Annotated in this window: 21 protein-coding genes and 1 pseudogene; 9 read left to right on the plus strand and 13 right to left on the minus strand. The window is 62.4% G+C overall.

Annotated elements, in window-relative coordinates:
- Positions 1–47: 47 nt before the first annotated feature.
- The 5 genes from B5527_RS04260 to B5527_RS04280 form a co-directional block, all read right to left on the minus strand.
- Positions 48–1268, minus strand: coding sequence for an integrase core domain-containing protein (locus B5527_RS04260; RefSeq protein WP_245332352.1), 1221 nt, complete (start codon positions 1266–1268; stop codon positions 48–50).
- A 181-nt stretch (positions 1269–1449) separates the two neighbouring features.
- Positions 1450–1962: an SRPBCC family protein gene (locus B5527_RS04265; RefSeq protein ID WP_079600166.1), complete on the minus strand. Its 513-nt coding sequence runs from the start codon at positions 1960–1962 to the stop codon at positions 1450–1452.
- Positions 1959–2441, minus strand: coding sequence for an SRPBCC family protein (locus tag B5527_RS04270; protein WP_079600167.1), 483 nt, complete (start codon positions 2439–2441; stop codon positions 1959–1961). The genes B5527_RS04265 and B5527_RS04270 overlap by 4 nt, the downstream gene beginning before the upstream one ends.
- Positions 2434–2901: an SRPBCC family protein gene (locus B5527_RS04275; RefSeq protein WP_079600168.1), complete on the minus strand. Its 468-nt coding sequence runs from the start codon at positions 2899–2901 to the stop codon at positions 2434–2436. Before B5527_RS04275 ends, B5527_RS04270 begins: the two co-directional genes overlap by 8 nt.
- Entirely contained in the window at positions 2894–3208 is a 315-nt protein-coding gene (locus B5527_RS04280; protein ID WP_079607055.1) for an ArsR/SmtB family transcription factor, read from the minus strand. Before B5527_RS04280 ends, B5527_RS04275 begins: the two co-directional genes overlap by 8 nt.
- 123 nt (positions 3209–3331) lie before the next feature.
- Between B5527_RS04280 and B5527_RS04285 the strand changes: the two genes are divergently transcribed.
- A complete protein-coding gene (locus B5527_RS04285) occupies positions 3332–4789 on the plus strand; it encodes an LVIVD repeat-containing protein (RefSeq protein WP_154072004.1) in 1458 nt (485 codons plus the stop codon).
- A gap of 14 nt (positions 4790–4803) precedes the next feature.
- Positions 4804–5337 carry a hypothetical protein gene (locus tag B5527_RS04290; protein ID WP_079600169.1) on the plus strand — a complete coding sequence of 178 codons (534 nt, stop codon included), beginning with the start codon at positions 4804–4806 and terminating at the stop codon, positions 5335–5337.
- A gap of 29 nt (positions 5338–5366) precedes the next feature.
- On the opposite strand, the gene B5527_RS04295 is transcribed toward B5527_RS04290, so the two are convergent.
- The 5 genes from B5527_RS04295 to B5527_RS04315 all read right to left on the minus strand — a co-directional run bounded on the left by B5527_RS04295 (position 5367) and on the right by B5527_RS04315 (position 10447).
- Positions 5367–5594 (minus strand): hypothetical protein, encoded by a 228-nt coding sequence (locus B5527_RS04295; protein ID WP_079600170.1) that lies wholly within the window; start codon positions 5592–5594, stop codon positions 5367–5369.
- Positions 5595–5652: 58 nt separating this feature from the next.
- Positions 5653–7194 (minus strand): DHA2 family efflux MFS transporter permease subunit, encoded by a 1542-nt coding sequence (locus B5527_RS04300; protein WP_079600171.1) that lies wholly within the window; start codon positions 7192–7194, stop codon positions 5653–5655.
- A gap of 2 nt (positions 7195–7196) precedes the next feature.
- Positions 7197–8483 carry an HlyD family secretion protein gene (locus B5527_RS04305; RefSeq protein WP_245332494.1) on the minus strand — a complete coding sequence of 429 codons (1287 nt, stop codon included), beginning with the start codon at positions 8481–8483 and terminating at the stop codon, positions 7197–7199.
- A gap of 360 nt (positions 8484–8843) precedes the next feature.
- The gene (locus B5527_RS04310) at positions 8844–9437 is read right to left on the minus strand and encodes a cysteine hydrolase family protein (RefSeq protein WP_079600172.1); all 594 of its coding nucleotides are present in this window, start codon (positions 9435–9437) and stop codon (positions 8844–8846) included.
- Between the two features lie 344 nt (positions 9438–9781).
- The gene (locus B5527_RS04315) at positions 9782–10447 is read right to left on the minus strand and encodes a TetR/AcrR family transcriptional regulator (protein ID WP_079600173.1); all 666 of its coding nucleotides are present in this window, start codon (positions 10445–10447) and stop codon (positions 9782–9784) included.
- 322 nt (positions 10448–10769) lie between these two features.
- Here B5527_RS04315 and B5527_RS43405 point away from each other — a divergent pair.
- Positions 10770–10886 (plus strand): annotated as a pseudogene (locus B5527_RS43405) (LysE family translocator); the annotation flags it as partial.
- Positions 10887–11183: 297 nt separating this feature from the next.
- On the plus strand, positions 11184–11801 hold the full coding sequence (locus tag B5527_RS04320; protein WP_079600174.1) for a LysE family translocator: 618 nt from the start codon (positions 11184–11186) through the stop codon (positions 11799–11801).
- Positions 11802–11912: 111 nt separating this feature from the next.
- On the opposite strand, the gene B5527_RS04325 is transcribed toward B5527_RS04320, so the two are convergent.
- Positions 11913–12716, minus strand: a complete 804-nt coding sequence (locus B5527_RS04325) for an N-formylglutamate amidohydrolase (protein ID WP_079600175.1) — start codon at positions 12714–12716, stop codon at positions 11913–11915.
- A 100-nt stretch (positions 12717–12816) separates the two neighbouring features.
- Between B5527_RS04325 and B5527_RS04330 the strand changes: the two genes are divergently transcribed.
- The 3 genes from B5527_RS04330 (at position 12817) to B5527_RS04340 (ending at position 15051) form a co-directional block, all read left to right on the plus strand.
- Positions 12817–13707 (plus strand): transglutaminase family protein, encoded by an 891-nt coding sequence (locus B5527_RS04330; RefSeq protein WP_079607058.1) that lies wholly within the window; start codon positions 12817–12819, stop codon positions 13705–13707.
- A gap of 1 nt (position 13708) precedes the next feature.
- Complete coding sequence (locus tag B5527_RS04335) at positions 13709–14521, plus strand: transglutaminase-like domain-containing protein (protein WP_079600176.1); 813 nt, start codon at positions 13709–13711, stop codon at positions 14519–14521.
- A gap of 131 nt (positions 14522–14652) precedes the next feature.
- Positions 14653–15051 (plus strand): gamma-glutamylcyclotransferase family protein, encoded by a 399-nt coding sequence (locus B5527_RS04340; protein WP_079600177.1) that lies wholly within the window; start codon positions 14653–14655, stop codon positions 15049–15051.
- A 174-nt stretch (positions 15052–15225) separates the two neighbouring features.
- Here B5527_RS04340 and B5527_RS04345 read toward each other — a convergent pair whose 3' ends face one another.
- Positions 15226–15543, minus strand: coding sequence for a BrnA antitoxin family protein (locus B5527_RS04345; protein ID WP_079600178.1), 318 nt, complete (start codon positions 15541–15543; stop codon positions 15226–15228).
- Positions 15485–15853, minus strand: a complete 369-nt coding sequence (locus B5527_RS04350; protein WP_245332495.1) for a BrnT family toxin — start codon at positions 15851–15853, stop codon at positions 15485–15487. The genes B5527_RS04345 and B5527_RS04350 overlap by 59 nt, the downstream gene beginning before the upstream one ends.
- A gap of 189 nt (positions 15854–16042) precedes the next feature.
- Here B5527_RS04350 and dnaG point away from each other — a divergent pair, with 189 nt between their 5' ends.
- On the plus strand, positions 16043–18073 hold the full coding sequence (gene dnaG, locus B5527_RS04355) for a DNA primase (protein WP_079600179.1): 2031 nt from the start codon (positions 16043–16045) through the stop codon (positions 18071–18073).
- Positions 18074–18311: 238 nt separating this feature from the next.
- Positions 18312–20456 carry an RNA polymerase sigma factor RpoD gene (rpoD, locus tag B5527_RS04360; RefSeq protein WP_079600180.1) on the plus strand — a complete coding sequence of 715 codons (2145 nt, stop codon included), beginning with the start codon at positions 18312–18314 and terminating at the stop codon, positions 20454–20456.
- The last annotated feature ends 60 nt before the right edge of the window (positions 20457–20516 follow it).

The raw sequence follows: 20516 nt of genomic DNA on the forward strand, positions 1-20516 counted from the left end.
AGGGGGACTCACCGCGCGCACCTCACCATCGATATTCGCGGATCGGTTCAACCGGCATGATTGTCGACACTTTGGACCGGCATGATCCCCGACAGTTTGGGTTGAGCGGCCTGTTCACCCGGGTCGCGGAGCCGCTCACGAAGCGGAGCGAACCGGGTGAACAGGCCGCGGCGATCGATGAGGCCGATGTCCAGATCGCAGAAGCGCACGATGTGGTCACCGGTCTGGAGCTCAGCAACGCCAACAAGTTCATCCACCAGCGCTTCACCGATGAATACAAACTCGCCTTTCCATTTGATCTCGCCGTTGCCGCGGACGCGACGGACCTGATGATCGGCGTCGTACCAGGGATCTTCCGCGCGCGGCGGCATGGTGCGCGGGGAGCGGCTGTAGAACTCTGCCGGCGGCCGTTGGTCCAGCGCTTCGTGCGGACGTTCCTCGTTGTAATGCTTTCGGAACATGTCAAAGCGGGCCTGCTGCTCGGGTGCGTTGCTGGCTGGCGGGACCGAGGTCTGTGCCTTCAGCGTGCGGTGCATGCGCTCGTGTCGGCCATTCTCCTGCGGCGAGGCGGGATGGATGAAGTGCGGTGTGATGCCGAGCTTCATCCACCAGGCCGACAGCCGGGTGAGACCGCCCGGGCCACGCGAGCCGAACGGCGAACCATTGTCGCAGCGGATCGCAAGCGGCAGGCCATGCTCACGGAAAGCCCGTTCAAAACAGGGGCGAACGCCCTCAATAGTGGGGGCGACAATGCGGAGTTCGATCAGAAAACGGCTGTGACTGTCTGCTACCGTCAAGGGATCGATCCGCCGCTGGTCGCGGGTGCGAAACCAGCCCTTGAAGTCCGTACTCCACTCATCATTGGCGCTCGTCACCGGCGTGCAGGGCCGCCGCTGGTCGAGCGGGCGACGGCGCCGCTTCACCGGCGAGACCAAGCCTGCGCGCTTGAGAATGTCCCCGATCGTCGAGGCGGCAGGCCAGGCGATCTCGGGGGCATCCCGATCAAGCACCGCCAACAGCTTGCGCGGCCCCAGATACGGAAATCGCCGCCGCGCCGCGATCACCTTCTCTGCAATCGCACCGTTCGTGGTCTGCCAACACTGCAAGGGCGCATGCGAGCGGTCCTGAAACCAGGCCGGATCGCCGCTCTCTTTCCGCTTGCGCCATTCGTAAAACGTGTCGCGGCAAATCCCGTAGCGCCGGCACACCTCCGATACGCTCCAGTTCCCGCTCTCGTACTCCAAAAACATCCGAATACGCTCTTCCATCCGACCGGTCTCTCTAAATGGCATCGAAGGGTCCTCCCTCCGGCGCATTCTGAAACCTGTCGGGAATCATCCCGGTCTAAAATGTCGGGAATCTATCCGGTCCGTACCATCGAAGAGCCCCTCACCCCAGCCCTCTCCCCGCAAGCGCGGGGCGAGGGAGCGCACCGGCCGCGCTCGTTCGCTACGGCGTCGCGATCCCCATCGCCTTCAGCGCCGCCAGCATCCGCTGCGGCGGCTCCATCTTGATCACGAGCGGTTCGCCAGTCTCCAGCAGGCTCTTCAGGCTCGACAGGATCGCGGGCCAGCCCGCTCGGCCACCGGAGAGGATGTCGTCGCTGATCGGCCGATCGTGGGCCTCGGTCATCGTCAGCCGTACGGCATCGCCGGCAGGCTCGATGTCATAAGTCACGAGCGTGAGGCCGAGCTTCTCGAGCAGATTGGGCCAGTTGACGTTCCAGGTGATGGTGAGCTTGCGCGGGGCAACGCATTCGATCACCCTGCCGTCGATGTGAACCGAACCGTCGGGCGCGCGGACCACGAACGCGCCGCCGACTTTCAGCTCGGCCTCCACCGCGAGGCCGGAAAAGTATTTTCGGGAGAACTCCGCCGTGGTCAGCGCCTGCCAGACTTTCTCCGGCGTGGCGGCAATGTAGATGGTATAGACGGTGGCCGGCTTGAAGTGCTCGAGATTCATGATCGATAGGCCTCTTCAAGCTCGTCGATGAACAGCGCGTCGAGCGGGATGACAAGCGCCTCGCCGGATTCCAGCAGGCTCTTCAGGCTGGACATGATCGCCGGCCATCCCTTCGAGATGCCGTCGATCACCACGCTGTCTTCCGCGAAGTCTTCATGTGTCAGCGTCAGCTTGACCAGCTTGCCGTGCGGCTCGAGCACGAAGGTGACGCGCGAGGGCCGCTCGTTCCGGGCCGCTTCGTTGAGGATATGGCGGAAGGTGTAAGATAGCCGCCGCGGCCGCTCGGCTTCGAGGACCTCGCCGACGTCAGTGGTCCTGCCGTTCAGCACCAGCGAGAACGGCGAGCCGACCTTCCAGTCCGAGACCACGCGGGTGTCCCACCAATAGCGCTTGGTGAAATCGCTCGAGGTCAGCGCCTCCCACAATTTCTCCGGCGTGGTCTCGATATAGGTGACGTAGATGAATTCGGGCCTAGGCACAGGCGGTTTCCTTCGCCACCGGTGGCGGATCGATATCGAGGACCCGTCCGGTTTCCAGCAGGCTCTTCAGGCTCGCCAGCACCATCGGCCATCCGCCGGAGATGTTGCGCAAGGTGACGCCGCGTTCATCGAGTTCATCATGCGTCACGGTCAGCTTGATGACCTTGCCGCGCGGTTCCAGATCGAAGGTGACGCGGGATGTGCGTTCGCGCTGTGCCTCGGGTGAACAGGAGTCCCAGGAATAGGCCAGCCGCTTTGGCGGGTCGACGACGAGGACCTTGCCCTGGATGGTCGGATGGCCTTGCTTGGAGAAACGATACTCCGAGCCGACTTTCCAGTCCGAGGCGCAGCGGTGGCCGAACCAGTAGCGCTCGGTGAAATCGCCGTCGGTCAGGGCCTGCCAGAGTTTTTCGACCGAGGTTTCGATGTAGGTGGTGTAGACGAATTCCGGCTTATTCATCGCGCTTCTCCAGTTGGCGTTTCAATTCGTGGAGCGCGACAAGCTTGCCGCGCTCGAATTTCCTGATCCACCGCTCGCCGATCTGATGGATCGGCACCGGGTTTAGATAATGCAGCTTCTCGCGGCCGTGCCTGAAGGTGGTGACGAGGTTGGCGGCCTCGAGAATCGCAAGGTGCTTGGTCACGGCCTGCCGCGTCATGGCAAGCCCGTCGCAGAGATCGTTCAGGGTCTGTCCGTTTTTGTCGTGAAGCCTGTCCAGCAGCGACCGTCTCGAAGCATCGGACAGCGCTTTGAAGACCTCATCCATGGCCGGCATAATAGGCAACCAAAAGGTTGCATGTCAAGACGGTGTATTGGCACCTCATTTCGCTGTGCTACCAATGCGATCAACCAACCAGGATTGGTTTGGGCAAAATGGGTGGAAAAAAGCATGACCGGTCATGTCAAACTGGCAACGTATCTCTGTCTCTCCTTCATCATATCGTTCATCACCTCCGGCGGCGGCGCTTCTGCGCAGCAGCAAGTGATCGGGGCGCCGCCCGAAGCCTCCAACATGAAACTGGTCGGGACCAACGACCTGCAGGCGCGCAGCGCCTATCAGCCGACGATTCATCATCAGGGCGATCGCTGGATCGCCTATATCGGTCACCACGGCGGGACCGACGATATTCCGGATCCGGTCAATCCGATGACCGGAAAGGCCGAGCCGAACGGCACCTCGATCGTCGATGTCACCGATCCCGCGCATCCGAAATATCTCCATCACATTCCCGGTCAGGAAGGAAAGTACGAGGGCGGCGGCGCGCAGATGGTGCGCGTCTGCGACGGCAAGACGCTGCCCAAGGGCGATCCCAACGCGGTTTACATGCTGCGCACCTTCGGCAGCGAAGCCCATGAAATCTGGAACGTCGCCGATCCCGCCAATCCGGTGCTGATCACCCGGCTCGGCGGGCTGAAGGATACCCACAAGAGCTGGTGGGAATGCGACACCGGCATTGCCTTTCTGGTGTCGGGCGCGCCGGACTGGCGCACCCGCCGCATGACCCAGGTCTACGACCTCAGCGATCCCGCCCATCCCCAGAAGATCAGGGATTTCGGCCTTCCCGGCCAGGAGCCGGGCTCGACCGGCGCGGTGCCCACCGAATTGCACGGGATGATCTCGACCGGTCCGAAGGACAACCGGATCTACTTCGGCTACGGCACCGACAAGGGCGGTTTCCTGCAGATCGTCGACCGCGACAAGCTGCTCAACGGCCCGAAGGAGCCGACGCCGGATAATCTTCGCTTTCCGGAAATCTCGAGGATGCCGATGTCCGCCTTCAACGGCGCCCACACCACGTTTCCCATGCCGGGAATGCCGATTGCCGAGTTCGCCAAGGACAAGGACGGCAAGACCCGCGACATCGTGATGATCGTCGATGAGGCGATCCTCAATGAATGCGGCGAGCCGCGGCAGATGGTGTGGTTCGCCGACGTCACGGTCGAGAATCGCCCGATGATGATTTCGAGCTACACCGTGCCGGAAGCCAGCGGATCGTTCTGCGAACGCGGCGGACGCTTCGGCTCGCATTCGTCGAACGAGAGCATGGCGCCGGTGTTCTACAAGAAGATGGCGTTCATCGCCTTCTTCAATGCCGGCGTTCGCGCGCTCGACATCCGCGATCCCTATCACCCGAAGGAAGTCGGCTATTTCATCCCCTCGATTACTGCTGCGACCGACAAGCGCTGCGTGCCGGTCGACGGCAAGGACCGCTGCAAGGTCGCGATCCAGACCAACAATGTGGAGACCGATGAGCGCGGCTATATCTACATCGTCGATCGCGCCAACACCGGCCTGCATATTCTGCAGCTGAGCGGCCCGGCGCGCAGTGTGGCCGGACTGCCGTGAGACGGTAGGGTGAGATGCGCAAGGTCCTGCTGACAGCGTTTGCGGTTTGCTCGCTGTCGGGCGTTGCCGCCTACCAGTACGCCCGGTCGGACACGGATGCCTGGCGCGAGATCGCCTGGCCGTTTCCGCGCGACGGATGGCCGGCGGGGCGCGCCTTCCGCTGTGCTGCGGCCGCGTGCGGGAATGAAGTCGAACTCTATGTGCGGCCCAAGATCGGCTTCTGCAACTGCGACTCCGGCGTCGCCGATGACGACGAGGTCGATCGCGTCGCCGATCTCGATCTGATGAGCGAGCGCTTCGTTCCGCTGGCGCCGGGCAAGGTCACCGAAATCGACGGCATGAAGGGACGGTCAAGGCCCTATGATCTCAGGATGTCCGACGGCTCGCAGCACACCGCGATCGGCATCGCGGTGTCGCGACACTGCAACCTGCTGGTCGCGGTCGCGCACGGCAAGGGCGCTGCGTCAGGCGTGCAGCGTGAGGCGGTCGAGTTTCTCGGCTCGCGCGACATGGCGCACTGGATGACCGCTGCGATCGATGGAGGCTAACTCGGGAGAAGGGCGCGAAGCGCGCCTCTCTATTGCCCGTGGCTGACCAGCACGTAGCGGCACGCGGCAGTTAGCTTCGGACGGTTTTCCTTGAGACAAGCCAGAATGGTAAAATCGCCTTGATCCATCAGCTTGCGGCAAAAACGCTGGACGTCGCGCGTGCATGCCACCTCATCCTGCTTTGTGCCGCTATGAGCAAGGGCGTTGGTCGAAACCGAAACAGACAGCAGGCTGAGCGCGATAAAAAACTTGTGCATTGTGTTCACTCCTTCAGACCTTAGACACTGGATTGACATTGGAGAGGCGGAGCGCCGTTCATTCCATCACCATCGCATGGTCGTTTTCGTCAGGCGTTGCGGCGCGCCGCAGCAGCAGGACGAGGGGAATGGCGGCAAGCGAAAGGATCATCATCAATTTGAAATCATCGATGTAGCTGATGATTGAAGCCTGCGTTTGTATGACCTGATCGAGTGCTGCGCGTCCGCTCGCGGTCCACGGGCTCCATGTTTGCAGCACCGTGCTGTTGTTGAACGCGTGATTGACAGCTGTGACATGGCTGGCGATGGTCGCGTGATTGACCTGGTTGTTTCTTGTCAAGAGATAGGAGACCACCGATATTCCTACGCTGGAGCCGACGTTCCGCGACAGGTTGTAGAGACCGGTACCGTCGGCGCGCTGTTCGGGTGCGAGCGTCGCGAACGTCACGGTCGTGAGCGGGACGAACAGGAATCCAAGTCCTGCTCCTTGGATGAATCCGGTTACCGCGATCGTCCACTGCGAGACGTTCGGATTCCATCCGGTCATGTCGTACATGGCCCAGGCGGTCAGCAGCAGGCCGGTCATGAGCAGCAGCCTGATATCGATCCGTCCGATCAGGCGCCCGACCAGGAACATGCAGACCATGGTGCCCAGACCGCGTGGGCCCATGACGATCCCTGCGGTCACCACGGGATAACCCATCAGCGTCTGCAGATAGGGCGTCAACAACGCCAGGGATGCCAGATAGGTTATCCCGACGATGAAGATGAACAGCACCCCGACCGAGAAATTTCGATCGAGAAACAGTCTGGGATTTACGAAGGAATTTTTCGCCGTAAAGGTGTGGACGAGAAAGATATAAAGTGCCGATGCGCAGACGACCGCCTCGATCAGAATTTCGACGGAGGAGAACCAGTCAAGTTGCGCACCCCGGTCCAGAAACACCTGCATGGCGGCAATAGCGAGGCTCAGGCTGCCGAATCCGAGCCAGTCGAGCTTCGCCGCCGCGCTGGTCTTCGTCTCCCTCAGAAAGAACGATATGCCCGCGAATGCGAGCACTCCCAGGGGCACGTTGATATAGAATACCCATCGCCAGCTGTAGTGGTCGGTCAGCCAGCCGCCGATCACCGGCCCCAGCACGGGCCCCACCATCACCGATACGCCGAACACGGCCATGGCGGACCCGCGTTCTTCCACCGTGTAGATGTCGAGCAGAACAGACTGGCCAAGCGGAACAAGCGCTGCGCCGAAGAATCCTTGCAGCAATCGGAAAGCCACGATCTGGACCAGCGACTGCGCAATGCCGCACAGCACGGATGCCATCACGAAACCGACGACGGCCGCCATCAGGACGCGCTTGCGGCCGAACCTGTTTGCAAGAAACCCCGATGGCGGGGTCATGATGGCCGCGGCCACGATATAGGAGGTCAGCACCCAGTTGATCTGATCCGCGCTCGCCGACACGCTGCCCTGCATATAGGGAAGCGCGACATTGGCGATCGTCGTATCCAGCGCCTGCATGACAACGGCGAGGATGACACACAGTGTAACCGCGGGCCGGTTGATCGGCCGCGGCGCATTTGCAGGGGCATCCGCCATGTTCAGCTTCCCGATCCAAAGAGATCGGTTATGAAACTGGGAAATCCACGGGCATGCCCGGTGTCGACATTCACCTCTACGCTCATGCCGACGCGCAGCGGTGGCTTGCCGGGCACATTGTTGACAAGGATGCGCATCGGAACGCGCTGAACGACCTTGACCCAGTTACCGCTGGTATTCTCGGCCGGAAGCAGCGAGAAGCTCGAGGCGGATGCCGGGCTTATGCTGTCGACCGTTCCGGTCCATCGCTCGCCCGGATAGGTGTCGACGTCGACCGTGACTTTCTGTTTGGGCTTGACATACGTCAATTCGGTCTCCTTCGGGCTCGCCTGAACCCAGACGTGATCGGTGGAAACGATGTTGAATGCCGTTGCCGCGGCGGCAAGATATTGACCGGGCTGCAGCGACGGCACGTTGGTCACGATGCCGGCGAAGGGGGCTCGCACCATCGTGTGCGCAAACTGGCGCGCGGCCTCATCGCGCGCGGCCAAAGCATCCTTGTATCGCGGATGATCCTCGATCGGCGCGTCGGGGTCGCCGTTGAGGTTGGCGGCGAGGCCGACGAGTTGCTGCTGCAGCGAGGCGAGCTTTTGCTGCGAGTTCTGCAGCGTATTGCGGGCGGCGTCGAAGGTGGCCCTTGGGGTAAAATTGTTGGCGATTAATTGCTCCTGGCGCTGGAAGTTGACGTTGTTGAAATCGACATCTTTCTGTGCCTGTTCAACCTGGGCCTGCATGTTGCGGTAACTGGCCTGGAGCGCGACGAGATCATTGCGCGTATTTCCGACCTGGGCCTCGGCGCGATCCAGCGCCAGTTGAAATTGCAGAGGATCGAGCTTGAACAAGACGTCGCCCTTGGCGACCTTTTGATTGTCGTGCACCAATACCTGCGTGACGATGCCGGAGACGTCGGTTGACAATCCGACCGTGTCGGCTTGCACATAGGCGTTGTCCGTCGACATGGTTGCACCGCCCGTCACATAAAAATATCCGCCGACAACGAGCGCCACGGGCAACAACGCGAACATTAACGGCCGACGCAACGATTTCTTCGACGTAACGGAACTGGCCGCCGCAAGGGGGTGAAGCGGTTCAGCCGATGGCCTCACCTCGGACTTGCGATCGTCCGGCCCGACCTTCGATTCCGGCTCGGCTGACTCGCCTGTGCCCGGACCCCTGGCCTCCGGCAGACGGCGCGTCAGACGATAGACCTTGTCGTCAGGGAGGCGGGGGCCGCTCGGTACGGAGTCGGCGCTGTGAATATTCGGCTCGATTTCGCTCGGATTAGCCATGACTTGCTCTTTTTTCCTGGTGCCCGCGCGTCACATCGGTCAGTCAGGTTTCGCGTCGAACCTGGCTGCGGCGCTGCTAGCGCCGGAGTTCGGCGTTGGCCGGGTGCGCGAGGGGTGCGCGTAACCCGCGGGTCGAGACTAACTTTACAAACTGCGCTCATACCGCTAGTCAAATAAAACCACACTGTATCGTTTATATAAGCCAACTTCAGAGACCTGACAAGGAGGATTGTGGATGACGAAGATGGAACCGACGTAAGGCGAGGCCAGTGCCGTGTTCGCGGAACCGGCAGGCACGTGATCTTCCCGTCGAGAGGGGAGAGCACCCGCGGTGCGATGGATACGAAGCAGTGACGGCGTCTACCGCCCAGTTCCGATGGCCTGGGCGAGTCCCGCAGCCGTCGTGATGATGGCCTGCCGCGGAAAGACCTTCTCCAGCAGCACCCGATGCACTTCCTCGTCGCCGTCAGAGCAGCAATCGCCGACGACCAGCAGTTTGTAGTCCGCGTCGGCGGCATGGCGCAGGGTCGAGAGTACGACGCCGCTGGTGACGATCCCCGTCAGGATCAGGGTCTCGATGCCGTTGGCGCGCAGCATCAGGTCGAGATCGGTCCCGGCGAAGGCGCTTACCCGATGCTTGGTGACGACGATTTCCTCGGCCAGCGGCGCGACGGCCGGATGGATCTTCGCATTTTCGGCACCCGCGGCGAATGCGCCCGAGGCCTTGAGCCCGCTGAACGTCGCATTTCGGCCGCTGACCTCCGGATAGCCGGGGCGGAAGCCCACGACCACATAGATCACCCGCATCCCGGCTGTGCGCGCCGCGGCGACCAGCTTCGCCGTCCGATCGAGCAGCGCCTCCGCACCGGCGGCATAGTTGTCGACGATCAGCATCTGGAAATCCATGACGAGCAGCGCGCTCGTCCGGCAATCGATCGAAAGATTGTCTGCCATTGCTGGTCCTGCTCCTGGGCTGCCCGCAGCGCTATGGGTGCGGGCGTTGCCAGCGCCCGAGCCTGGCGATGGCCGGTTCCGCGACGGGTGGGCGTAACCCGCGGGCCCAGACCAACTTTACAAACTGCGTTTAGTAAAATCAAACCACACTGTATCGTTTGTATACTCCAACTTCAGGGATCCGACAAGGAGGATTGTGAATGACGAAAGGGGAATGGCGGGGATGGTGGAGGCCATTTGGCTTGACGGTGCCCACGGCCTGCGGATCTCGATCAAGGGCGTCACGATGGAAAGTGGCCTGTCTCAACCGTCAAATTCGCGCAAAAGCAGATGAAGGTCGCGCCTCAGCGAGGTCTCACGCCGTTCAAGAAGAGCTTGACGGCAGCCTGTCTCCGCTGTTCCTGCATCTTGGGACGGGTTACGATGCCGTGGAGGCGGTCGGAAGTCCCCAGCACAAGACTGAGGAACAGGTCGGCCGCAATTGCGGGGTCCTCCAGCTTGATCTGGCCGCGGTCGGCAAACTGCTGAAGAAGAATCGTGACGGCCCGAACTCCACGCAGCCAACCCTCTTCATGGGCGAGCTTTGCCAGTTCCGGAAACTGGACGGCCTGCGCCGCCAGCGTCCGCCGCAGCATGATCACCTCAGGTGTCGAAGCGTGCACCATCATGAGCCGGCTAAGATCGTGCAGCGTCGTCTCGACGCTCTTCGGATTGACCTTCGCGGCCTCCGCCGCCGCCGATAGTGGAGCGAGCCAGCGTTGAATCGTGGCTCGCAGGACGGCCGCGAACAGATCACGCTTGTCATGATAACGCGCATAGACGGTCGGCTTGCTCACGCCGGCGGTTTCCGCGACCGCATCGATCGACGTGCAATCAAAACCTCGCTCCATGAACAGCTTTGTTGCGACGTCGAGCAAGCGCGCGTCACGCCGCACAGCCTCCTCGCGCGTGGGACGGCCGCCGCCCCCCCGCCGGACAGGACGCTCCGCAACAATTCCTTCCTTCGCCATCCAAAGCCCCTTGTCAGCCTGCTGAAGTTGGATTATGTAAACGATACAGTATAGTTTTTAGAGGTCGGACTATCAACGATCTTCGTAACATAAGTCGTAAAGCGCCGGATAGCCGCGCCTGTTGACGACACGACGTTCAACCATCCACCGCTAGCGCTGGCGAACAACCCCGTCCCCCGAAACGGTCGCCGCGCGAGAGCCGCCGAGCAGCCCCCTCGGCGGCTCTCATGGCTGGTCAGGCACATGTCCGGAGGGCAATTTTTCCCTTGCGATGCGATCGTGCATAGTCAAAACGGTCATTGCACCCCACGCGAGTCCCACCATGTCACTTCATCTCTATCTCGCCTTTGTCGCCGCCTGCATCGCGCTGGCGCTGTTGCCGGGACCGATGGTCACGCTGGTGATCGCCAACGGCGTGAGGCGGTGGAGTTTCTCGGCTCGCGCGACATGGCGCACTGGATGACCGCTGCGATCGATGGAGGTTGAGGCGTCGCCTTCTTCCCTTCTCCCCTTGTGGGAGAAGTTGGCACGGACGTAGTCCGTGCCGGATGAGGGGTTACGGTCTATCGATAGATCGGAACCCCTCACCCGTCCGCGATGCTTCGCGTCGCGTCCACCCAAGAGCGAGCTTCGCTCGTCTCGACTCCAACAAGGGGAGAGGGGAAGAGGCGGCTTTTTCCGCATCATAGAATGGTGCATAAGCAACCAGCCATTCGATCCACCCGCGAGTCCCACCATGTCCCTTCATCTCTATCTCGCCTTCGTCGCCGCCTGCATCGCGCTGGCGCTGTTGCCGGGACCGATGGTCACGCTGGTGATCGCCAACGGCCTGCGCCATGGCACCCGCGCCGCGCTGACAAACATCGCCGGTGCGCAGCTCGGCCTCGCGATCGTGATCGGCATCGTGGCGATCGGGCTGACCTCGCTGATGGCGACCATGGGTTACTGGTTCGATTGGGTGCGGTTTGCCGGGGCGGCCTATCTGGTGTGGCTCGGCATCAAGCTCATTCGTTTCCCGGTCGAGGGCGTCAAGGCAGACGCGCCGCCGCCGCCGCCGCGCGGCGGGTTCTTCCTGCAGGGTCTGCTGGTGCTGCTGTCCAATCCCAAGGTGCTGGTGTTCTTCGGCGCGTTCATTCCGCAGTTCATGGACATGAGCAAAGACCACGTCTCGCAGGTGACGTTGCTGGGCGTCACCTTCATGGTCACGGCCGGAATCACCGATGCGCTTTACGCGCTGCTGGCCGGCCGCGCGCGGCTGTTCTTCTCGGCGCGGCGGACGCGGCTGTTGTCGCGCGTCTCCGGCGGCATCATGATCGGCGGCGGCGTCTGGCTAGCGCTGACGCGGGCGCGCTGAGCGGCCAGTGCTTGTGGCTCACCCCCCTCCCTAACCCTCCCCCACAAGGGGGGAGGGAATGAAGTTATCCATCCATCCGCTGGACAAAGTATCGGGCGTAGCAGTCACAAGCTAAAGCATCCGTTGCGCTCGCAATTCCGTTTCGATCTCCCCGAAAATCCGCGCCAGCCGGTCTGCCCATTGCCGCTGGCCGGCGGGATCGGCGATCAGGTCCTGGCGGATTTCGATTCCCGTGTTCATCAGCCCGCGGGCCTCGCCGTGAACCGGAATGGTGTAGTCGGTCTCGTCACTCACCGCATAAGGTTCGTTGTCGCCGACCACGAGATCGGGCTCGGCGCGCAACCACTTTAACAATAGCGGCGGCAGTCTGCTGTCGCGATGATAGAGCGTGCCGATATGCCAGGGCCTGGCAATGCCGGCGTAGACCGGCGTGAAGCTGTGCAGCGACACCAGCACGGTCGGGACGCCGTCGCACAGGCGGCGGTCGATCACCTCGGCGATGCGGCGATGGTAGGGTTCGAAGATCGCTTCGCGCCGCGCTTGCGCCGCGTCGCGGGCGATGCCCTCGTTGCCGGGTATGACGGTCGCTTCGCTGATGCGCGGGATCGAACTCGGCGCGCCCGGCGGGCGATTGCAGTCGATCACCAGCCGCGAGTAGCGCTGCGCGATCAGGTGCGCGTCGATATCTTTCGACAATGCGTCCGCGACGCCGGCAATGCCCGGATCCCAGGCGATATGCCGCGTCAACTCGCCGGCCGGCAGCCCGAGATCGCCGAGGCTGCGCGGGATCCGCCGGCCGTAATGGTCTGACGTCAGCAGGAACGGCGAGCGCCCGGCGCTGTTACCTTCAAATACCGGCGGAACATCTTCGCTTCCGAGGAGTAATGATGTGTCGCCGGTACCGTCCAAAGCCATTTTTTCTTACTCGTTGCCTATCGAAGCAGCATACCGATTTAGGAATAAGCAGCGATCGGTATAGATTAGATTGTCCGAAGTGACGATGATTGCATCGACGATGCCCCTGCTGACGATCCATCACAAGACCGAATATCGCTATGCACACCCGGTGGCATTCGGCGAACACCGCATCATGCTGCGTCCGCGCGACGGCCACGATTTGCGCGTGCTTTCGAACAACCTCGAGATCGTGCCGGAGCCGATGTCGCTGCGCTGGATCCACGACGTATTCGGCAACAGTGTCGCGATTGCGACCTTCGACGAGCGCGCCGAAACCCTGTCGTTCGTCAACACCGCCACCGTCGAGCACAATCCCGCCGAGGAGTTCGCGCTGACCCCGGACGATCCGGCGTATTTCTATCCGTTTCTATACGACAACGAAGAGTTTCCCGACCTCGTTCAATTCATCAGGCCGCAATATGGCGATCCCGAGGGCGAGCTGTCGGCGTGGGCGCGGAATTATCTCGACGCGGAAGGACCGACCCCGACCTTCAATATTCTCAGCGGCATGACCTACGGCATCCGCAAGGCTTTCAGCTACCGCAAACGGCACGAGCAGGGCACCCAGCATCCGCTCGACACGCTGCAGACGAGGTCCGGCACCTGCCGCGACTACGCGCTGTTCATGATCGAGGCGCTGCGGCGGCTCGGCATCGCCGCGCGCTTCGTATCGGGGTATATTTCGATCCCGGGCGGCCGCGCGCGCGGCTATGTCGGCGGCGGCTCGACCCATGCCTGGGTGCAGGTCTATCTGCCGAGCGCCGGCTGGATCGAGTTCGATCCCACCAACGGCATCGTCGGCACCCGCGATCTCGTGCGCGTGGCGGTGGCGCGCGATCCGGGTCAGGCCATCCCGCTGCATGGCACCTACCTCGGTTCGGCCGATGCCTTTGTCGGCATGGACGTCAGCATCAACGTCGTTTCGGCGGACGAGCAGGCGGAGACGTAACATGGAAATCAAGGTAGGCTTCGAGATCGCTCACGCGACGCTGCAGCCGACGCCAATGGTGATCATGCTCAGCATTCACCCCTCGCGCCGTCAGGACATCATCGGCACCGAGACCATCGCCGCCGAGCCGAACGTGCCGATCAAATTCTATAACGACAGTTTCGGCAACATCTGCGGCAGGCTGGTGGCGCCGGCCGGCGGCGTGACGCTGCGCGGCAGCGCGCTGGTGCATGATTCCGGCCTGCCGGACGCGATCGCGCCGACCGCGCAGCAGAGTCCGATCGACCAGCTGCCCGACGACATTCTGCTCTACCTGATGGCGAGCCGCTATTGCGAGACCGACAAGCTGACCGACGTGGCGTGGTCGCTGTTCGGCAATACCCAGCCGGGCTGGGAGCGGGCGGCGGCGATCTGTACGTTCGTGCACAACCACGTCACCTTCGGCTATCAGCACGCGCATCACATGAAGTCGGCCCATGACGTCTACGCGCAGGGCGCCGGCGTGTGCCGCGATTTTGCCCATCTCGCGCTGACCTTCTGCCGCTGCATGGGGATTCCGGCGCGCTACTGCACCGGCTATATGGGCGACATCGGCATTCCCTACGATCCGGCGCCGATGGATTTCTCCGGCTGGTTCGAGGCCTACCTGTCCGGCCGCTGGTACACGTTCGACGCCCGCCACAACAAGCCGCGGATCGGCCGCATCCTGATGGCCACCGGCCGCGACGCCGCCGATGTGGCGCTGACCACGAGCTTCGGGCGCATGGACCTGATGAAATTTCTCGTCGTCAGCGACGAGGTGGTGGCGGCGTAAAGGCGGGACTCCCCTGTCATTCCGGGATGGTCCGAAGGACCAAACCCGGAATCTCGAGATTCCCCGATGTGCAATTGCACATCTGAGGTTCGATGCTTCGCATCGCCCCGGAATGACGGATAAGGTAGTGCATGACCTCCGATCGTCTCTTCGTCTACGGCACCTTGATGCGCGGCTACGCCCATCCGATGGCGCAGCTATTGTCGCGTAGCGCGGATTTTCTCGGCGAGGCCCGCTGTCGGGGCCGGCTCTATCTGGTGAAACACTATCCCGGGCTGGTGCTGTCGGACGACACAGCTGAGGTGGTGTTCGGCGAACTGTACCGGCTGCGTGCGCCCGTCGAACTGCTGCGCGAATTCGACATGTACGAGGCCTGCGGCGAGGGCTTTGCAACGCCGACCGAGTATATCCGCCAGATGCTGCCGGTGACCTCAGGCGAGGGCGCCGCCAGCGAGGCCTGGACTTATCTCTACAACTGGCCGATAACCCACCTGCCGCGCATCGCCTCGGGGCGGTTTCTGGAGAAGTAGCGCCTTCGTGTCCCGGACGCGGTGCAGCGCCCTTCGCGCTGCTCCGCAGAGCCGGGACCTAAACTTCCGTCGTGCATCCGTGGGCCCCGGATCAGCAGCGCACCACGCCGCAAGCGCGGCGCGCTGCGCAGCATCCGGGGCACGATGACGGTATGTGGCGGCACAGCCGCAGCGTCAGGCGCGCTTTTTCGGCTTGGCCTTCTGCTGCATGTAGGAACGCAGCACGGCGTTGATGCGGCGCTGATAGCCGTCGCCTTCGCTCTTGAAATAGTCGAGCACGTCTTCATCGACGCGAATGGAAATCGCCTTTTTCCTGGCGGGTATTACCAGTACGGCGTCCGACCAGTCGATATCCTTGAATTCTGCCCAATCAGGATCATTCGCGATCGAGGCTTCGACTTCCTCGTCCGTCATCGCGTCGAAACGCGCCCAGTCAGTCTTTCCCTTGCGCCGATCGCCCCATCGACGCGTTACGATACGCTCTTTCTTCATTCGGTCTCGGATGGCGCGCTGAGATAATCCTGATGACATCGTTTCGGCGAGTGAAAATCACCGACACGATTCGATCATGGGATTTCCCGATCGCGATCCATCTCTCCTCGCTATTGCGGTTTGATCCTCTGACGATAACTGGCCAGTAAAAAACTTCGCTGGCGTCCTCGAAGTCGATGCCATGCTTGATCAGGTTAGCCTTGCTCTTTTCTTCGTCCCACTCGAAGCCAGTCGGCACGAGAAATTCGAAATCAGAATTTTCTGAAGCCATCGCGTACCGCTCTTTCGGATCGATGAAAGCATAGTTCATCTCCCATGTGTGCGGACCACGGTGAATGGAAATTGTATATACAATTGTATTTCAATTGTCAACCCGCAAACCTTTTGACGCGAACCCCTGTGAATAGCCGGGGAAAATCCAAACAATCTAAATATTTACGCAGGCCACCCTATATCCATGGCCGGTTGGCAGCAGCCTCCGACTCACCGAAAATCACGCATGCGCTTTACGCCTCAATTTCTCGACGAACTGCGTGCCCGGCTTCCGGTTTCGGAAGTGGTGGGCCGCCGCGTCAAATTGAAGAAGGCGGGAAGGGAGTGGAAGGGGCTGTCGCCGTTCCAGCAGGAGAAGTCGCCGTCGTTCACGGTCAACGACCAGAAGGGATTTTACCACGACTTCTCCTCCGGCAAGCACGGCGACATCATCTCGTTCCTGATGGAGACCGAGGGCGTCGGTTTTGCCGAGGCGGTGGAACGTCTCGCCGCGATGGCCGGCGTGCCGCTGCCGGCAGTGACCCCCGATGCCGCGCGTCACGAGCAGCGCCGCAAGACGCTGTACGATGTGATGGAGCTATCAGCGAAATTCTTCGCCGACACTTTGGCCTCGCGCAACGGAGCGAAAGCGCGCGGCTATCTCGCCGACCGCGCGATTTCGCCGGCCGTGCAGTTGCAGTTTCGCATCGGCTATGCCTCAGGCGAGCGCTTTGCGCTGAAGGAGTATCTCGGCGCCCAGGGCATTCCGGTCGAGGACATGGTCGAAGCCGGGTTGCTGGTGTCGGGCGACGATATTCCAGTGCCCTGGGACCGTTTCCGCGACCGCGTGATGTTTCCGATCACCGACCTGCGCGGTCGCGTGATCGCGTTCGGCGGCCGCGCGCTGGAGAAAGATACGCCTGCGAAATACCTGAACTCGCCGGAAACGCCGCTGTTTCACAAGGGCGACAATCTCTACAATCTGGCGCCGGCGCGTCTCGCCACCCATAACGGCAGCGCGCTGGTGGTGGTGGAAGGCTATGTCGACGTCATCGCCATGGTCGGCGCCGGCTTTCCCGCCAGCGTCGCGCCGCTCGGCACCGCGCTGACCGAAAACCAGCTGGCGCTGTTGTGGAAGATGGCGGACGAGCCGATCCTGTGTTTCGACGGCGACAAGGCCGGGCAGAAGGCGGCGTGGCGCGCCGCCGATCTGGCGCTGCCCCATCTGAAGCCCGGCAAGAGCCTGCGGTTCGCGCTGCTGCCGGAGGGACAAGACCCCGACGATCTCGCGCGCTCGGGCGGGCGGGCTGCGATCGAGGAAGTGATCTCGGCGGCGCGCGGACTCGCCGACGTGATCTGGTCGCGCGAGATCGAAGGCGGCACCTATGCGACGCCGGAGCGGCGCGCGGCGCTGGAGGCGCGGATCGGCGAACTCTCCAACGGCATCCGCGACGAGGTGGTGCGGCGATATTATCGCCAGGATCTGGCCCAGCGCCTGCAGCGGACGTTCGCGCCGGAAGCCGGGCGCGGCGGCTATGGCCGCGGCAATTTTCGCGGAGCAGCCGGCAATTTCGGCGGCGAATCAGGCCGGCGCTTTGCCTCGCGCGGCTGGTTCACGCCGGGTGCCGCGGGCCGATTCGAGCCGCGCGGCGGCCGCGCGTCCGCCTCGGCCGGCAGCCAGACCATCAACCGCGGGCCCTATCAGGCGGCCAGCGCCCAGCTTGCGACCAGCCCGATCATGCGCGGCCAGCGCAGCGCCTTGTCCCGCCGCGAGGCGTTGATCCTGCAGACCCTGATCAACCATCCCTGGCTGCTGCACGACCATCTCGAGGAGGTGGCGGCGCTGGAACTGGCCCATCCCGAGGCCAACAAGCTGCGCGCCGCCGTCATCGCGGCTTTCGCCAGCGACCACCATCACAGTCCGGAGCCCGACGAACAGGGCGAGAAAATGCGGGCCGACCTAGAAGCGCGCGGATTTTCTCAAACACTTCAAAGGGTTGACCTGGCGATTACGACCTCGGCGGTGTGGGGCGCCAAAGCCCATGCCGCGCGCGAGGACGTTCTTTCCACTTGGCACCAGCTGGTATCCTTGCATCGCCAATGGCACTCATTACTTAGGGAATTGAAGGATGCCGAAGCGGCCTTGGGCGACGAGGCCAGCGAGGCCAATTTGGCGTGGCTGCGTGACGTGAAGGCCAGGATGGCCGAAGTCGACGGCACCGAGGCCCTGATCGAGGGTTTCGGCGAATCGTCTGGCCGGTTCCAGCGCAGCGTCTGACTAAAATTGATGCGGACGACGGGGGCCGGAGCCGCGAAATGACTCGCCAAATCCATGGTTTGGCGGCAAAAACAGGGTTAATCGAAGCTTAAGAGCCTGCGGGCTATAAGTAGGAAAATCGACGACAGCACGGACGGGGTGGCGGAGGTCTGCGCCGCCCTTTGCGCGTCGTAAGTAACTTCAGTTTCAAGGCGGGCGCGGCGACGTATCCTGCATGAGCGCGTTTCGGGAGCTATGAATGGCCAGCAAGGCAAAGACGCTGCAGGTAAAAGACAAGGAAAAAGACGACAAGGCAGCGGACGCCCCTGAGAAGGACTCAGCCGAAGCGCCGTCGCCGTTGCTCGACCTGTCGGACGCCGCCGTCAAGAAGATGATCAAGCAGGCCAAGAAGCGCGGCTTCGTGACCTTCGATCAGCTCAACGAAGTGTTGCCGTCCGATACCACCTCGCCGGAGCAGATCGAAGACATCATGTCGATGCTTTCGGACATGGGCATCAACGTCTCCGAGGCCGAGGACGCCGACAGCGAGGAAGAGAACAAGGAAGAGGCCGAGGACGAGACCGACAACGAACTGGTCGAGGTCACGCAGAAGGCCGTCACCGAGGTCAAGAAATCCGAGCCCGGCGAGCGCACCGACGATCCCGTCCGCATGTATCTGCGCGAGATGGGCACCGTCGAATTGTTGTCGCGCGAGGGCGAAATCGCGATCGCCAAGCGCATCGAGGCCGGCCGCGAGGCGATGATCGCAGGGCTGTGCGAAAGCCCGCTGACCTTCCAGGCCATCATCATCTGGCGCGACGAACTCAACGAGGGAAAAATCTTCCTTCGCGACATCATCGATCTCGAAGCGACCTATGCCGGCCCCGACGCCAAGAACAACATGAACCCGCTGCTGGCGGCGCCCGTCGGCGCCGACGGCCAGCCATCGGCTGAAGCCAACGGCAATGGCGCGGCGATGCCCGCCGCGGCCGCGCCTTCGCATATCGCCCCTCCCGCCGCGCCGCCGGCCCCGACCCCGTTCCGTCCCGCCGCGGCACCAGCCGCAGCCGCCGAGGGTGAAAGCACCTCGGAAGCCGCCGCCGACGGCGACATGGACGACGACGAGTTCGAAAACCAGATGTCGCTCGCCGCCATCGAGGCCGAGCTGAAGCCGAAGGTGGTCGAGACCTTCGATAAAATTGCAGACAACTACAAGAAGCTGCGCCGCCTGCAGGAGCAGGACATTTCCAACCAGCTGCAGAACGAGACGCTGTCGCCGGCGCAGGAGCGCAAATACAAGAAGCTGAAGGACGAAATCATCGTCGAGGTGAAGTCGCTGCGGCTCAACCAGGCCCGTATCGACAGCCTGGTCGAGCAGCTCTACGACATCAACAAGAAGCTGGTGTCGTTCGAGGGGCGTTTGCTTCGCTTGGGCGACAGCCACGGCGTCGCGCGCGAAGACTTCCTGCGCAACTACCAGGGCTCGGAGCTTGATCCGCGCTGGCTCAACCGCGTGTCGAAACTTTCAGCAAAAGGCTGGAAGAATTTCGTGCATCACGAAAAGGACCGCATCAAGGAACTGCGCCACGAGATCCAGTCGCTGGCCGCCCTGACCGGGCTCGAGATCGGCGAATTCCGCAAGATCGTGCACGGCGTGCAGAAGGGCGAGCGCGAGGCGCGCCAGGCCAAGAAGGAAATGGTCGAGGCCAATCTGCGGCTGGTGATTTCGATCGCCAAGAAATACACCAACCGCGGCCTCCAGTTCCTCGACCTGATCCAGGAAGGCAACATCGGCCTGATGAAGGCGGTCGACAAATTCGAATATCGCAGGGGTTACAAGTTCTCGACCTATGCGACGTGGTGGATCCGGCAGGCGATCACGCGCTCGATCGCCGACCAGGCCCGCACCATCCGCATTCCCGTGCACATGATCGAGACCATCAACAAGATCGTGCGCACCTCGCGCCAGATGCTCAACGAGATCGGCCGCGAACCGACGCCGGAAGAGCTCGCCGAAAAGCTCGGCATGCCCCTGGAGAAAGTTCGGAAAGTTCTCAAGATCGCGAAAGAGCCGCTGTCGCTGGAAACCCCGGTGGGCGACGAGGAAGACTCGCATCTCGGCGATTTCATCGAGGACAAGAACGCGATCCTCCCGATCGACGCCGCGATCCAGTCCAACCTGCGCGAGACCACGACGCGGGTGCTGGCATCTCTCACGCCGCGCGAAGAACGCGTGCTCCGCATGCGCTTCGGCATCGGCATGAACACCGACCACACCCTGGAAGAAGTCGGCCAGCAGTTCTCGGTGACCAGAGAGCGCATCCGGCAGATCGAGGCCAAGGCGCTGCGCAAGCTGAAGCATCCGTCGCGAAGCCGGAAGCTGCGGAGCTTCCTCGACAACTGATCCCGTGTCCCGGGCGCGGCGCAGCACAAAGTGATGCGCCGCAGAACCGGGACCCGGATT

The sequence above is a fragment of the Bradyrhizobium erythrophlei genome, assembly GCF_900129425.1.
Taxonomy (GTDB): Bacteria; Pseudomonadota; Alphaproteobacteria; order Rhizobiales; family Xanthobacteraceae; genus Bradyrhizobium; species Bradyrhizobium erythrophlei_C.